This window comes from Ruegeria sp. BHSB064 (genome assembly GCF_059613205.1).
In genome coordinates, this window is the sequence record NZ_JBXWSB010000012.1 from 35,173 (window position 1) to 48,254 (window position 13,082).

Annotated in this window: 13 protein-coding genes and 1 pseudogene; 9 read left to right on the forward strand and 5 right to left on the reverse strand. The window is 53.5% G+C overall.

Going from position 1 to position 13,082, the window contains the following annotated elements; genetic code table 11:
* Positions 1-37: 37 nt before the first annotated feature.
* From AC2FNU_RS04780 to AC2FNU_RS04795, 4 genes and pseudogenes are all read right to left on the reverse strand, one after another.
* Positions 38-769, reverse strand: a complete 732-nt coding sequence (locus tag AC2FNU_RS04780; RefSeq protein ID WP_496785497.1) for a DUF3800 domain-containing protein — start codon at positions 767-769, stop codon at positions 38-40.
* Positions 770-772: 3 nt separating this feature from the next.
* The gene (locus AC2FNU_RS04785; RefSeq protein ID WP_496785499.1) at positions 773-2,104 is read right to left on the reverse strand and encodes an anti-phage deoxyguanosine triphosphatase; all 1,332 of its coding nucleotides are present in this window, start codon (positions 2,102-2,104) and stop codon (positions 773-775) included.
* Positions 2,105-2,138: 34 nt separating this feature from the next.
* Positions 2,139-3,353 (reverse strand): restriction endonuclease subunit S, encoded by a 1,215-nt coding sequence (locus AC2FNU_RS04790; protein ID WP_496785502.1) that lies wholly within the window; start codon positions 3,351-3,353, stop codon positions 2,139-2,141.
* A pseudogene (locus AC2FNU_RS04795) lies at positions 3,346-4,923 on the reverse strand (type I restriction-modification system subunit M). Before AC2FNU_RS04795 ends, AC2FNU_RS04790 begins: the two are co-directional and overlap by 8 nt.
* A 111-nt stretch (positions 4,924-5,034) precedes the next feature.
* On the opposite strand from AC2FNU_RS04795, the gene AC2FNU_RS04800 reads away from it, so the two are divergent.
* The 6 genes from AC2FNU_RS04800 (at position 5,035) to AC2FNU_RS04825 (ending at position 8,126) form a co-directional block, all read left to right on the forward strand.
* Positions 5,035-5,541, forward strand: a complete 507-nt coding sequence (locus tag AC2FNU_RS04800) for a hypothetical protein (RefSeq protein WP_496785504.1) — start codon at positions 5,035-5,037, stop codon at positions 5,539-5,541.
* 83 nt (positions 5,542-5,624) lie between these two features.
* The gene (locus tag AC2FNU_RS04805; protein WP_496785506.1) at positions 5,625-6,071 is read left to right on the forward strand and encodes a hypothetical protein; all 447 of its coding nucleotides are present in this window, start codon (positions 5,625-5,627) and stop codon (positions 6,069-6,071) included.
* Positions 6,068-6,241 carry a hypothetical protein gene (locus tag AC2FNU_RS04810; RefSeq protein ID WP_496785507.1) on the forward strand — a complete coding sequence of 58 codons (174 nt, stop codon included), beginning with the start codon at positions 6,068-6,070 and terminating at the stop codon, positions 6,239-6,241. Before AC2FNU_RS04805 ends, AC2FNU_RS04810 begins: the two co-directional genes overlap by 4 nt.
* A 174-nt stretch (positions 6,242-6,415) precedes the next feature.
* Positions 6,416-6,913 (forward strand): DUF488 domain-containing protein, encoded by a 498-nt coding sequence (locus AC2FNU_RS04815; protein ID WP_496785510.1) that lies wholly within the window; start codon positions 6,416-6,418, stop codon positions 6,911-6,913.
* Positions 6,891-7,667, forward strand: coding sequence for a DUF8758 domain-containing protein (locus AC2FNU_RS04820; RefSeq protein WP_496785513.1), 777 nt, complete (start codon positions 6,891-6,893; stop codon positions 7,665-7,667). The genes AC2FNU_RS04815 and AC2FNU_RS04820 overlap by 23 nt, the downstream gene beginning before the upstream one ends.
* Positions 7,668-7,703: 36 nt before the next feature.
* Complete coding sequence (locus AC2FNU_RS04825) at positions 7,704-8,126, forward strand: hypothetical protein (RefSeq protein ID WP_496785517.1); 423 nt, start codon at positions 7,704-7,706, stop codon at positions 8,124-8,126.
* Between the two features lie 183 nt (positions 8,127-8,309).
* Here AC2FNU_RS04825 and AC2FNU_RS04830 read toward each other — a convergent pair whose 3' ends face one another.
* Entirely contained in the window at positions 8,310-9,509 is a 1,200-nt protein-coding gene (locus tag AC2FNU_RS04830) for an ROK family transcriptional regulator (protein ID WP_496785565.1), read from the reverse strand.
* 186 nt (positions 9,510-9,695) lie between these two features.
* Between AC2FNU_RS04830 and AC2FNU_RS04835 the strand changes: the two genes are divergently transcribed.
* From AC2FNU_RS04835 to AC2FNU_RS04845, 3 genes are all read left to right on the forward strand, one after another.
* The gene (locus AC2FNU_RS04835) at positions 9,696-10,715 is read left to right on the forward strand and encodes a sugar ABC transporter substrate-binding protein (RefSeq protein WP_496785519.1); all 1,020 of its coding nucleotides are present in this window, start codon (positions 9,696-9,698) and stop codon (positions 10,713-10,715) included.
* A 117-nt stretch (positions 10,716-10,832) separates the two neighbouring features.
* Positions 10,833-11,903: an ABC transporter permease gene (locus AC2FNU_RS04840; protein WP_496785523.1), complete on the forward strand. Its 1,071-nt coding sequence runs from the start codon at positions 10,833-10,835 to the stop codon at positions 11,901-11,903.
* Positions 11,903-12,685, forward strand: coding sequence for an ATP-binding cassette domain-containing protein (locus AC2FNU_RS04845; protein ID WP_170429655.1), 783 nt, complete (start codon positions 11,903-11,905; stop codon positions 12,683-12,685). Before AC2FNU_RS04840 ends, AC2FNU_RS04845 begins: the two co-directional genes overlap by 1 nt.
* The last annotated feature ends 397 nt before the right edge of the window (positions 12,686-13,082 follow it).

Genomic DNA, 13,082 nt, shown 5'->3' on the forward strand with positions numbered 1-13,082 from the left:
GGGTGCTGGGAAACTGGTGCCCTTTTGCTTTTTTGAGTCATGGAAACTGCTTGATCGCTCCCATCTTGGTCAAAATTACATCGTAGGCGCGGTTTGGTTGATTGGGGCGCAAGGTTTTCAATGCAATGGGTCGTGCAGTGAGATCAGCAAGCTGAAGTCCCGTTGAATTGACAGATTTCTTGGCGAACTTTGGTTCAAAATCCATAATTTCAAACTTGTGCTTGCGATAGCCCCAATGTCCGTCTCCAGCTACTATCCTACGGAAGGTTAGCTCAAGGTCGTCATCCTCTGTTTTTCCACGGCATTCGAAAACGACGTGTGTCAACTTTCCTTCCTGACCATTTTCTCGCAGGAATGTCTGCAATCGCTCCAAGCAGAAGTGCAACGCTAGATCATACGGACTCCAAGGATTGGCATACTTCTCCGTCAGCTTCACCTTATCGATGACGGATCCGATGATCGTGATTGGCGCATCTACCATCACCTGCGTCAGGTCTTCGTAAAATTGTTCGCGTAGGGCGCGATCTGTCAGCAAGAAAGTGAAATCGCCTTTTGACTTTCGGATTTCGTGCTCATGCAGGACAACGGAATCGTGGCCCCAATACTTGAACTTGAGCGCCTGCATGGCGGGAACGACCTGGGCCAGGTAGTCGTCTTTTTTCACCACGCAGAACGACAAGGAGAATACCGGAAAATCCGCGTCGATGGAGGTCACGCTGTGATCACCGCTTTCATCAACATACACGATGTAATCCGAAAACTCCGCCATACGTCACAGCCTGTCGAACACGGAGCCTACGCGTGGCTCAAATAACTGCTGATATCGCTTCGTGGCATAGTCATCGGTCATGCCAGCGATGTAATCACAGATAACCCGCTGCTTCAGGTCATCACTGGAGGCTTCGTCATAACGCTGAGCATCGCGTTTGGGCAGAAGTCTTTCCGGATCAGTTGCAAAGGCGTGGAAGAGTTCGGTGACGATCTTCTGGCCTTTGAACTCAAGCTGCTGGACCGTAGTGGTTAAAATCACCCGATTTACAACAAGGTCTTGCAACACATCTAGAACCGCACGGGCCTCCTCCGCCAGAACAGCCTGATACCCAAAGATCGGGTTGGCAAATTCATGAGGGTTCGACGTGTCCAGTGTCGTATATCGAATGCAGAAATCGACCAGCGCGCCGATGGCTTTCTTTCGCTGGTAGGTATGTTGAGAAAACAAGTTCGCGACGAGATCGCTATAGCTCATCCCATCTGACCATTCACAGAATCCACCAATGTCTTCGGCTTTGACTCCAGCCTCGAATGCCGCACGGTCAATCAGCCCCAGACCGATCGCATCTTCAAGATCATGAACCCCGTAAGCGATGTCGTCGGCGATCTCCATGATCGAAGTGTCGAGAGCGTGGTGCAGAGTCTTTTTGTGCTTGTTGTCGCCCTGGTGCTTGAGCTCACCACTGATCCGAGCCCAATCGCTGAGGTCTTTGGCGATCCAATCGACAACCTCGATTTCCGTATCAAGGTAGCACTTAGGTGGTTTAAACGGCTTGGCCCTGAATACCGAGGAGGCGCCGTCAATATCCGCCCCTTCATACTGCTTCTTGTTCACCACTGCGCTCAGCGGTGCAGGATACTTGAGCACACCCAGCAGAGACCTGCGGCTCAGGTTCATGCCGAGCGTTTCATGATACGGTTCGATCAGTGCCATGATACGCAGGGTCTGACCGTTTCCCTCAAACCCGCCATGACCGATCATGCAGCGGTTCAACGCAATCTCACCGCCATGACCGAAGGGAGGATGGCCCAGGTCGTGGGCGAGGCAGATTGTGCGGATCAGGATAGGATCAGGCAAGACGATAAGCGCATCTTCATTATCCCCAGCCTGAGCCCTCAGACGACGTGCGATGCCTTCACCGATCTGGCTGACTTCCATCGAGTGGGTCAGGCGTGTCCGGTAGAAATCGCTGTCCCCGACACCCAGCACCTGCGTTTTGGCCTGAAGCCTCCGGAAAGCGGCGGAGTGCACGACCCTGGCATAATCCCGCTCATAGGCTGTGCGCCCGTCCTTGGTGACACCACCATCCCTGCGTTCTTCCCAATACGTCATTCAAATCACTTTCTGACAAAAAATTTAAGTAAAATTAGATCACTACGCGTCGTTTCCCTGAGAGCAGTTGCTGCATCAGAGCCTTTTTCTCGGTGCGGAGTTTGGCGATCTTGGCTTCAAGTGCTTCGTATTCTTGTTCGGCGACGTCGAGCACTTCACCTATCCTTTGTTGTTCTTCTTTCGATGGAGGCATAGGCACCCCAAAACTCTTGATGTCCTTGGAATTCACTGCCTCGAACGTGCTTCCCTGAGAGACACGCGCCCACTGCGGCTCCAACCAAATCATCAAATGCTTGAGCCATTTCCAATCGCTGGTGTCCGCAGGTCGGATCACGGCGACACCACGCCCGACGCAAGCGTGGTGCATAGAAATCGCGACCGATCCAACAGGTGCACGAACGGAGAGCAGGATATCTTCAGGGTTGCATGTTGTCGTAATCTCGGAAGTGAAACTGCGGGGCGCACTTTTGCCGTTCCTAATATCCGCATTTCCTTGGATCAGTGGTAGACCAATACCGTCATCGTTGTATGCGCTGGATTTTGGCGATGAGCCCATCCCAATCGTCGCAACATCCCCCAACCGCACCTTTTTCCACGGATGGCCTTCGAACTCTGGGAAGCGGTGTTTGCCTGTGAGGAGGGATTGCATGAGTGCGCGTTTTTGGGCCTTCGCGTTGGCTAGCAGGGCATCCGTTTTCTCGATGGCCGTATCCCAAGTTGAGAGGATATCCGCGATCTTCCGTTGTTCGGGGATTGGCGGGAGCAACACGGGTAGTTTTCGGAGATCACGAAGAGATAAGAAGGGCTGTGCCCCGCCTGACTTCACTGCATGTGAAATTCGATCCTTTCGGAACAGGTGAATGCTGTAGAGGAACTTAGGGTCGAGAACTTTAGGGTTAGGTTTGAGAAGAGCGACATTCTTCATACTGAACTCGAAATCAACGTCAACGAAACCACATTCACCGACGCCAGCACCGATATTTACGACCGCGAGGTCACCCACGGTGGGGTTGCATCGGTTGAAGATTTCTCTGTGGTCCTCTTCGCTAAGATACAGGCATTTTTCGAAATCAATCTTGCCGCCTTTGACGTGGATCGCGGTAACGTATGGCCTACCGGACTCTACAGTTTCTGGAGTGGCATGTGTTCCGTCCGTTACCTTTGAACAAACCTCGGCCATCGGCCTTACCACCCAACCTTCAGGTAGCTCGCCAACGAAACCAGTCCCTCTCGGTTGAACCTCATGCATCGAGCCCAAGCTCCCGCAGATATCCCTCCATGCGGGTTTCCAACTCAGCAAGGTCCGCTTTAAGCGCCTGCCGCTCGGCCCGCACAGCGATCAAGTCGATCTCTTCCTCCTCCTCGAACGTGTCCACGTAGCGGGGAATGTTGAGGTTGAAATCGTTTTCCTCGATCTCTTTTCTCGTGGCACGGTAAGCATACTTGTCCACGGTTTCCCGAGCCTCGTAGGTCGCTACAATCTTGTCGATATGGGTCTGGTCCAAAGCATTCTGGTTGGTGCCAGAGATGAATTCTCGGGATGCATCGACGAACATCACGCTGTCGTTAGTCTTGTGTTTGCGGAACACCAGCAGGGCGGCAGGGATGCCCGTGCCGAAGAACAGTTTTTCGGGCAGGCCGATGACAGCATCAAGCAGGTTTTCCTCAACCAGCTTCTGCCGGATTTTTCCCTCAGACGATCCACGGAATAGCACCCCATGGGGCACGAGCACCACGGCGCGACCTGATTTGGGTTTCAGCGTCTCGATCATGTGGAGGATGAAGGCGTAATCGCCTTTGGTTTTGGGCGGGATACCGCGGCGGAACCGTCCGAATTTGTCCGTCTCGGCGGCCTCGGTCCCCCATTTATCCAGGGAGAAGGGAGGATTGGCCACGACCACATCGAAGTGCCGCAGCGCGTCGTCCTTGGTGCGCAGCTTGGGGTTGCGGATCGTGTCGCCCCATTCAACCTGGTGGTTCACTTCCCCGTGTAGAAACAGGTTCATCTTGGCCAGCGCCCAGGTGGATCCAATGGCCTCCTGTCCAAACAGCGCGTATCCCTTGCCGCCCTTGTCACGGATCAGCTTGCCACACTTCATGAGCAGAGAGGCCGAACCGCAAGTGGGATCGCAGATGTGGTCGCCTGGTTGTGGGTTGGCCAGACAGGCTATTAGATCAGACACCTCGGCAGGTGTATAAAACTCGCCTGCCTTTTTTCCCGCCGTGGCGGCAAAGCGGGAAATCAGGTATTCGTAAGCCCCACCTATGATGTCGAGTTGGCCGACACGTGACGGGCGCAGATCCAACTCTGGTTTGGCAAAATCTTCCAGCAGGTGACGGAGAATGTCGTTCTTCTGTTCCTCGTCTCCAAGCTTGTTGGAGTTGAAGCTGATATCCTGGAACACATCGCGCAGTTTGTCGCCGTTGGCTTCTTCGATAGCGTGAAGGGCTTTATCGATACGTTCTCCATTCCCAGCTTCATGGCGACGTTTATGCAGATCGTCAAAACCAGCGCCAGTAGGTAGGACAAATGCCTCCTGCTGCATCAATGCGTCTACCAACTCCGGAGCTCCGGGGTGTTCAGCTTCATACCGGGACCGATGATCTTTCCATACGTCACTGACTTATTTCAGGAAGAGCATCGTTAGGACGTAATCTTTATAGATCGACGGATCTACTACACCCCGGAAAGTGTCGCATGCTCCCCATGCGGATTTGTTGATCTCGGATTGGGTGATGGGGGTCATCATCTCTGCCTGCTCGTTCGAGTTTTGTTTTGCCGTAAGTATCTTGTGGTAGCCGGGGGAACTCAAGGACATTCCAAGCCTTTGGACATATCTAACTTGTGTTCGATTCAGCGATTGAGGAATCTCATTGACAACCTATTGTGACCGTGACATATTACAGTCACGGTCACAAGGAATGTTGAAATGGCAATGTCACCCGCGGAACGAAAACGGCTACAGCGGCAACGGGAGAAAGAACAGCAACGGGTCAAGCAGGATAGCACTTACCCTTACCTGAAACGGACATTCAGTGAGCAAGCCAAAGCACGCGGCGGGCTCAGTGAGTTCGAGCTGCCAATGTGGACGGCGGGCATAGATGCGCCCTCGTTTGACGATGAGCGCGGCCCAGAGGCGTTCGTGCTGGAGGATGCAACTCAGGGAATAGAAAATCCATTTGGCGGCGCGCAGGGCGCCGTAGGGCGGGCTGAGGTGATCATCGATTGCCTAATCGACGCAGCCGTGGGGCTAGCCGAGGTGGTGAATGCCTATAAGCAGCAGGAGATCACCAACTACCTGGCAGAACTGGAACGCTCTGATACGGCAGACAGGACCACGGCCATGAGTGAAGCCGTGCGGCTCAACAAGATGCTGGATCAGCTTGATAAGCAGGTCCGCAGGTCTTTCCCTCAGTGGAAAGTTACGGGCGTCTAGGCGCCCAAAGGAGCGACGTGGCTTCAGTTTGGCGACCAGAACCACGCCGCATTTTTGCAATGTTCAACAATAGGATGAACACTATGAACGAGAATACCACCAACACTCCGGCAGGGGCAACACTGACTCAGAAAGAACTGTTTCAGCGATTCTTGGACTCTCCGGTCTACCCGCGCGCCCACAAGTCCACTCTTGTGGACAACAAAGCTGTTAGTGATGAGACGATGCAGGATCACTTGTTTGGATTTAGCGCATGTTCTTGTGTGGGAATACCCGAAGATGTGATTGACCGGATCATTGACGATCTTCGGGCGGATGACGATCCGGCTGGCTCTCTTGAAGAACTCATTGATCAGCTCAGAGGCCTTCTTTTGGACATGCGAAGGCTTGAAGTTGAATTCTCGGCTGTTGCTGCACTTACTCGCACCGATGAGCCGGATGACGATGCGCCGGATGAAGTGTTCCGCGAGTGGGAAGACAACCCCCGCTATGTGCTACCGGTGGTCGAAGCAGAAAAGGATGCAGCATGAACGCCGAGTCTAATGTTGTCCATTTCCCGGACAGAGCACGAGACAGTGCCAGAGAGACCGCCGAAGCTGAAAGACTGCTTGAGACTATGCTGTATGCTGCGTCGAAGGTAGCGGAAGAAATTCGTGCAGCCGAGCAGATTCTGGCTGAGTTGAAGGCTGACCTCACATGATCAGACATTGACCGCCCTAAACAACGAACCCGCCAGTGCATGCTGGCGGGCTTTTGTTGCATCAACAAATAGCGATAAGCCGCCAAGTGCGAGAAATTTCACACTTCCTCATTCATCAATGTATTCTTTCGCGATAAGAGCGCGGGAAACGCAGAACAGGTCAGAGGTATTTCAATGTTCGACAACACGGACGCCAGAGGGGCAGTAGAGCTTATGACAATTGGCTACGAAGGTTCATCAATTGATGATTTTGTTGCCACGCTAATCGAAGCTAAAGTTAAATGCCTAGTTGATGTTCGCGAATTACCTTTGTCCCGAAAAAAGGGATTTTCCAAGCGGGCTTTGCGTGAAGCCGTAGAGGCTGCCGGCATACGCTATGAACACTTAAAAAGTTTAGGGGACCCCAAGCCTGGTCGAGAAGCGGCGCGGGCCGGAGACTACGACAAGTTCCGCCAGATTTTTAACGCTCATCTTGCCACAGATCATGCGCAAGCGGCGCTGAACAGCGTCATCCCGGTTGCAATCGAAGGTGGAGCATGTTTGCTATGTTTCGAACGTTGTCACATAGAATGCCATAGGTCGATTGTGGCACATGAAATTGAAAAACGAACTGATATTTCGATCAGGCATATTGGGGTAAGACACGGCCTTGCAGGAGAATCTAGCGAGTAAATCGGGCGAAACCGAAGCAATTATTCTAATCAAAGCTGCACCTGTAATCGGAACGAAACACGGAGAAACCGTGTGCTGCGCTGGCGTTGATCTCTATGGCAACTGGCTACGAATGTATCCTGTTTCTTTCCGGGTTCTCGAAGATGGAAAAAAGTTCAGGCGCTGGGACCGGGTGAAATTCAAGTGGCGACGCCCCAGCGAAGACTTACGTATCGAAAGCCGACATGTTGACAGTCAAAGCCTTGAAATCGTCGGACGGATGCCGGATCGAGAAAAAGTTCCTTTTCTCAACAGGCTCATCGTAACCAGCCTGAACGAACAGCGTGAAAAAGAGCTGAGTCTGGCGCTGCTCAAACCTGACATTCACTCATTTCAAATCGAGAAAAAAACGCAAAGCGATTTGGACTCGGAACAAGCCAAAATTGATGAGTTTCATAGGCAGAGCGATATGTTCATTCCTCGCCCGGCAATACCGCAACGGGCCTGCCCTTATAGCTTCAAATACAAATACTCAACTGATGATGGAGACCGCCAAGGCACCTGTCAGGACTGGGAAACAGAGGCTACGTTCTTCAATTGGCGCCGAGAGTATGGAGAACAAGAGGCACTAAAGAAAATGCAGCAACAGTTCGGTGATGTGCTTCCAGAGCGAGGGTTGTATTTCGCAATGGGCACTCACTCGCTCTGGCATGATACGTGGTTGATCAATGGCCTGATTCAACTTCGCGACACAGGACAGCCAAGCTTGTTTTGAGATGTCGAACTAGAACCACACAAATTGAGAAAGCAAATGACTGATAAACGAGAGTTATTCGAGAAATTTCATGAACGTTTGGAAAACGCTATTTCCAGCAAGCACTATTTTGAAGCGTCATGGTATGTCTATGCGCTGCTGGAAGATCGTATGGTCTCAATGCTGCAAAACAGCGGCGGCGTTCCACAGCCTTCAAATGGACGTCAATTTTTAATGCTGGGCAACAAGGTGAATGTCCTCCAACAGCGAGCAATCTCAAACCAACTGCTGAACACATGCTTTGATCCAGCTCCTATATGGGAATGGATAAACAGTCGAAATGATTTGATGCATGGCATGGCTAATGGAACTCTGTCGCTGCAAGAGATCGACAAGCATAAATATCTTCTCGCAACCAAGGGGCAAGACCTAATCCGTCAAGTCTCAAGCGGGGCGATGCGCTTGAAAAAGCATCAATGAGATTTGAGCATTCTACCGCGGCGATCTTCGTTCGGCGTCATTCGGCCCATTTTTGGGCCGGTTACACGGTTACAAAAACACACGTAAGCCATTGTTTTTTAACGATGCGTCGGGAGTTCGAGTCTCTCATCACCCACCATTCCAACTTGTCGCTGATCGAAGGCATTCCGGACTTCGGATAGGCTACATCCCTGATAGCCCGGCATTGGTGTTCAATAGAAACTGGCGGAAAATTGGACTGCTCGCCGCGCCAATACCTCGGGCGTTTTCCCCAACTGCGGCGGCTTCCACAACCGGAGGAATCAAGCCGCGTTTGTCCTGGTTGACCAAGTAACGGCGAACCCTTGATACCAATTCTTCTCGAACTTCCGGCGGGAAGGCACCGTCGATGAAAATTGCCTCAAAATCAATGACCGCGCAAATGGACAGGGCCGCCTTGGCAAGCTCCTGTGCGGTGGTCCCAATCCACGGTTCGACGTAGCGAGAAATGCTGCTCCAATCTTGCGGCTTCTTCCACAGGATATCCGGATCGACGCCCGCTTCGATCAGCCGGTCCTCAAGCAGAAACAGCGAGGCAGTGTCGATCAGTTGCTGGCTTTCGCCCAAAGGACCCGTCGTCCGCATCGCGCCCAATGCACCCGCATTGCCCTGGTTTCCCTCAAATACGGTGCCGTTCAACGCAACGCCGCCGCCAATCATTGATCCGATGAAGAAGTAAAAGTAATCGCGATACTCAGCCCCACGTCCATAAAGGTGTTCGGCGTGACACGCGGCCGTGGCATCGTTGACCACAAAAACCGGCAGGTCGCTGAACTTGGCGACCTCAGAGAAGAAGTTCACGTTTTTCCAGGAACTGAATTTCTTGGCCGCAAGTCCGGACAGGTCGTGCCATTTCCAAAGTTCGAACGGGGTTCCAATCCCGATTCCGCAGACCCGGTCGCGTAGCTTTTGGGGCTCGTGAGAGAGAAGTGTTTCCAATCCAGTTTCCAGGAATCCGAAAACAGCCTCGGGCAGAGGATAGTCGTAAGTCGTGGAAAGTTGACGACGTGGCCTGCCCGTAAAGTCGATCAAAAGCAGGTCCGCACTGCGTCGGCCTATCTTCATGCCGACCGACAAGATGCCCTCGGGGTTTAGCTCCATCGGGATCGAGGGCTTGCCCACTTTCCCACGCAGTGGCGTTCCACGCTTGAGGATCGCATCCTTTTCGAGCTTGCGCAAAATGATGGAGACGGTCTGAGGAGACAGGCCCGTCAGCCGCGCGACATCCGCACCCGCAGCGGGTCCATGCCGTTGTAAAACTGTCAGAATCAGGCGTTCGTTGTGATCGCGAACACCGCTTTGACTTACTCCACCAGTAAGTGTTTTGAGCGCCTCTCTTTCCATAAACCCAAACATAACCACCTTATTTTCTTATGAAAAGATGCTCGGGCAAATTAATAAATAAACTTTATTTATTTATTGACAGAGAGACTAGAATCACGGTTTCTTGAATAAGGCCTTCATTGGAGGATGGAGGCGCGTCCCGCAGGAACGTCGCGCGGGGCGACAACAATTTTCTGGGAGGACACTATGAGAAATCTACTCAAGCTCGCCGCATCCGCGACCGCGCTGACATTCGCCGCTGCATCCGCGCACGCGGCTGGTGAAACCGTCTGCCTGATTACCAAGACCGACACAAACCCCTTCTTCGTCAAGATGAAGGAAGGCGCAACCGCCAAGGCAGAAGAGCTGGGCATGACGCTCAAGGCGTTTGCCGGTAAAGTTGATGGCGACCATGAAACTCAGGTCCAGGCCATTGAAACCTGCATTCTGGATGGCGCAAAAGGCATTCTGCTGACGGCATCTGACACCAGCTCGATCGTTCCTGCCGTCAAACAGGCGCGGGATGCGGGCGTTCTGGTCATTGCGCTGGACACACCGCTGAGCCCGATTGACTCGGCGGACGCGACATTCGCAACGGACAACTACAAGGCCGGCCTGCTGATCGGTCAATGGGCCAAAGCCAAAATGGGTGACGCCGCAGCTGATGCCAAGATCGCGACACTGGATCTGAACGTCAGTCAGCCGACTGTGGACGTTCTGCGAAATCAGGGTTTCCTCGACGGATTCGGCGTGGACCTTGCGGACCCGAACGTCATCGGTGACGAAACCGATGCGCGTCTGGTCGGCAGTGACGTGACCGACGGCAACGAAGAAGGCGGTCGCCGTGCGATGGAAAACCTTCTGGCCAAGGATCCATCCATCAACGTTGTTCACACGATCAACGAACCGGCCGCTGCAGGCGCATATGAGGCGCTGAAATCCATCGGGCGTGAAAACGACGTTCTGATCGTTTCGGTCGACGGCGGGTGCCCCGGTGTCCAAAACGTCGAAGCCGGTGTGATCGGTGCGACAAGCCAGCAGTACCCGCTGTTGATGGCCTCGCTTGGTGTTGAGGCCGTGAAGAAATGGGCCGATGAGGGCGTGAAGCCCGAAAACACACCCGGCAAAGACTTCTATGACACGGGTGTGGCGCTCATCACCGACCAGCCGGTTGATGGGGTCGAGTCGCTGTCGGTCGCGGAAGGCCTGGATCTCTGCTGGGGCTAAAGACAGCCCCTTTGGGTGAGGCGCGCCACGGCGCCTCATCAATCCTTTCACCAGCAAACCGAAACTTCCTGTAAACTGATTTCGTGGACGCGATGCCAGCCACGAAAAGGGGGAGAGATGTCTGAAGCAAACCAAAACGCCCAGGAATTCGAAACCGCCGCCAACCCAACGGAAACCGTTGCGGAGTTTGAAGATCACCGGCGTGGTGTTCTGGGGAAGTTGCAGCATCTTCTCCACGTCAATCCATCCTTTGTGCCATTGATCGTTCTGGTTGGCGCGATCTTAATTTTCGGCCTGCTGCTGGGGTCAAAGTTCTTCTCACCCTTTGCGATGACGCTGATCCTGCAACAGGTTCAGATCGTGGGCATCGTGGCCGCGGCACAAAGCCTTGTCATTCTGACCGCCGGTATCGACCTCAGCGTCGGTGCGATCATGGTGTTTTCATCCGTCATTATGGGTCAGTTCACTTTCCGCTACGGCATCCCCGTACCGATTGCAGTGATGTGCGGGCTGGCAATGGGAACCCTGATCGGGGCTCTCAACGGATGGCTGGTCAGTCGCGTAAAGCTGCCGCCGTTTATTGTCACGCTGGGCATGTGGCAGATCGTTTTGGCAACAAACTTTCTGTATTCCGCAAACGAAACAATTCGCAGTCAGGATATCGAGGCCAACGCCCCGTTCCTGCAATTCTTTGGCACCAAGTTCAGCATCGGTGGCGCGACCTTTACGGTGGGCGTGATATTCATGCTCGTTCTGATTTTCGTGCTGGCTTACGCGCTCAAACACACGGCCTGGGGCCGGCATGTTTATGCGGTGGGGGATGATCCTGAGGCAGCCGAGCTTTCCGGTGTGAACGTGCACAGAACACTGATGTCCGTTTATATGCTGTCCGGTTTAATCTGTGCCTTTGCGGGCTGGGCGTTGATCGGGCGCATCGGGTCGGTTTCCCCAACATCCGGACAATTGGCCAATATCGAAAGCATCACAGCGGTCGTGATTGGCGGTATCTCATTGTTCGGCGGGCGAGGCTCCATTCTGGGGTCCCTGTTCGGTGCACTGATCGTCGGCGTCTTTACTCTGGGGCTCAGGCTTCTGGGCGCGGACGCGCAGTGGACCTTCCTGCTTATCGGACTTCTCATCATCGCAGCGGTCGCAGTCGACCAGTGGATCAGAAAGGTATCGGGCTGATGTCAGACACAACTCCAGTCGTCCAGGGTCGCGGGATCGTAAAGCGTTATGGCCACGTGACTGCCATCGACCATTCCGACTTTGAACTGCGGCAAGGAGAAATCCTTGCTGTCATCGGTGACAACGGCGCTGGCAAGTCGTCCATCGTCAAGGCGATCTGCGGGGCAACAATCCCGGATGAAGGCGAGATTCTGATCGAAGGAAAGAAGGTCAACTTCACCTCGCCAATCGACGCCCGGAACATGGGGATCGAGATCGTCTATCAGCAGCTTGCCATGTCCCCTGCCCTGTCGATTGCCGACAACATGTTCATGGGGCGCGAAATCCGTAAGCAGGGTTTCATGGGCAAATACATGCGCCAGCTTGATCGACCTGCCATGGAAAAGTTTGCCCGTGAAAAGCTGACTGAGCTCGGGCTGATGACTGTGCAGTCGATCAATCAGGCAGTTGAAACGCTGTCTGGCGGTCAGCGCCAAGGTGTTGCTGTTGCCCGCGCCGCTGCCTTTGCAACCAAGTTTATCATCATGGACGAACCGACGGCTGCTTTGGGCGTCAAAGAAAGCCGCAAGGTGCTTGAGCTGATCCAGGACGTGCGGGCGCGTGGTATTCCGATCATATTGATCAGCCACAACATGCCGCATGTTTTCGAAGTCGCCGATCGCATCCATGTACACCGGCTGGGCAAACGCCTTTGTACGATTGACCCCAAGGACTATACCATGTCCGATGCAGTGGCCTTCATGACCGGTGCCAAAGAACCCCCGAAAGAGGATGCCGCGTGATCAAGCAGGATGTTCAGCGCATTTGCGATTAGTTCCTCTACGAGAGGCAGATTGGGGTTCGGACGATTATTGCAATCGTCGCCCCCTAGCATCGGGAAAGCCAACCCCTGCAGAAACCGTTGTAGAATAGTTGCACACGCAACAGAATTCTGCGGATTCGTTAGCTACGCTGTCGCTCATGAACAGGGACCCATGGAGAAGATTGGCAGAAGTTTGTGCCGCAACGGGAATGGTCAGCCTAACTTTCGATGAACTCGAAAACCAGTTGCAAAACGCCGTTTGATTTTGGTGCCGTCAATCACCCGAAGGCTGCGAAAACTTGCCCTTCGATGTGCCGGTTGCTGACAGCTGGGACGCGCAACACGCCGGTTAAAGAAAACGTTGTCCGCATCAAATT

Coding starts and splice junctions, on each gene's coding strand:
- AC2FNU_RS04800 (WP_496785504.1), top strand. CDS start 5,035: ATGGCAATGTCACCCGCGGAACGAAAACGGCTACAGCGGCAACGGGAG.
- AC2FNU_RS04840 (WP_496785523.1), top strand. CDS start 10,833: ATGTCTGAAGCAAACCAAAACGCCCAGGAATTCGAAACCGCCGCCAAC.
- AC2FNU_RS04790 (WP_496785502.1), bottom strand. CDS start 3,353: ATGCATGAGGTTCAACCGAGAGGGACTGGTTTCGTTGGCGAGCTACCT.
- AC2FNU_RS04835 (WP_496785519.1), top strand. CDS start 9,696: ATGAGAAATCTACTCAAGCTCGCCGCATCCGCGACCGCGCTGACATTC.
- AC2FNU_RS04805 (WP_496785506.1), top strand. CDS start 5,625: ATGAACGAGAATACCACCAACACTCCGGCAGGGGCAACACTGACTCAG.
- AC2FNU_RS04830 (WP_496785565.1), bottom strand. CDS start 9,509: ATGGAAAGAGAGGCGCTCAAAACACTTACTGGTGGAGTAAGTCAAAGC.
- AC2FNU_RS04780 (WP_496785497.1), bottom strand. CDS start 769: ATGGCGGAGTTTTCGGATTACATCGTGTATGTTGATGAAAGCGGTGAT.
- AC2FNU_RS04825 (WP_496785517.1), top strand. CDS start 7,704: ATGACTGATAAACGAGAGTTATTCGAGAAATTTCATGAACGTTTGGAA.
- AC2FNU_RS04810 (WP_496785507.1), top strand. CDS start 6,068: ATGAACGCCGAGTCTAATGTTGTCCATTTCCCGGACAGAGCACGAGAC.
- AC2FNU_RS04815 (WP_496785510.1), top strand. CDS start 6,416: ATGTTCGACAACACGGACGCCAGAGGGGCAGTAGAGCTTATGACAATT.
- AC2FNU_RS04845 (WP_170429655.1), top strand. CDS start 11,903: ATGTCAGACACAACTCCAGTCGTCCAGGGTCGCGGGATCGTAAAGCGT.
- AC2FNU_RS04785 (WP_496785499.1), bottom strand. CDS start 2,104: ATGACGTATTGGGAAGAACGCAGGGATGGTGGTGTCACCAAGGACGGG.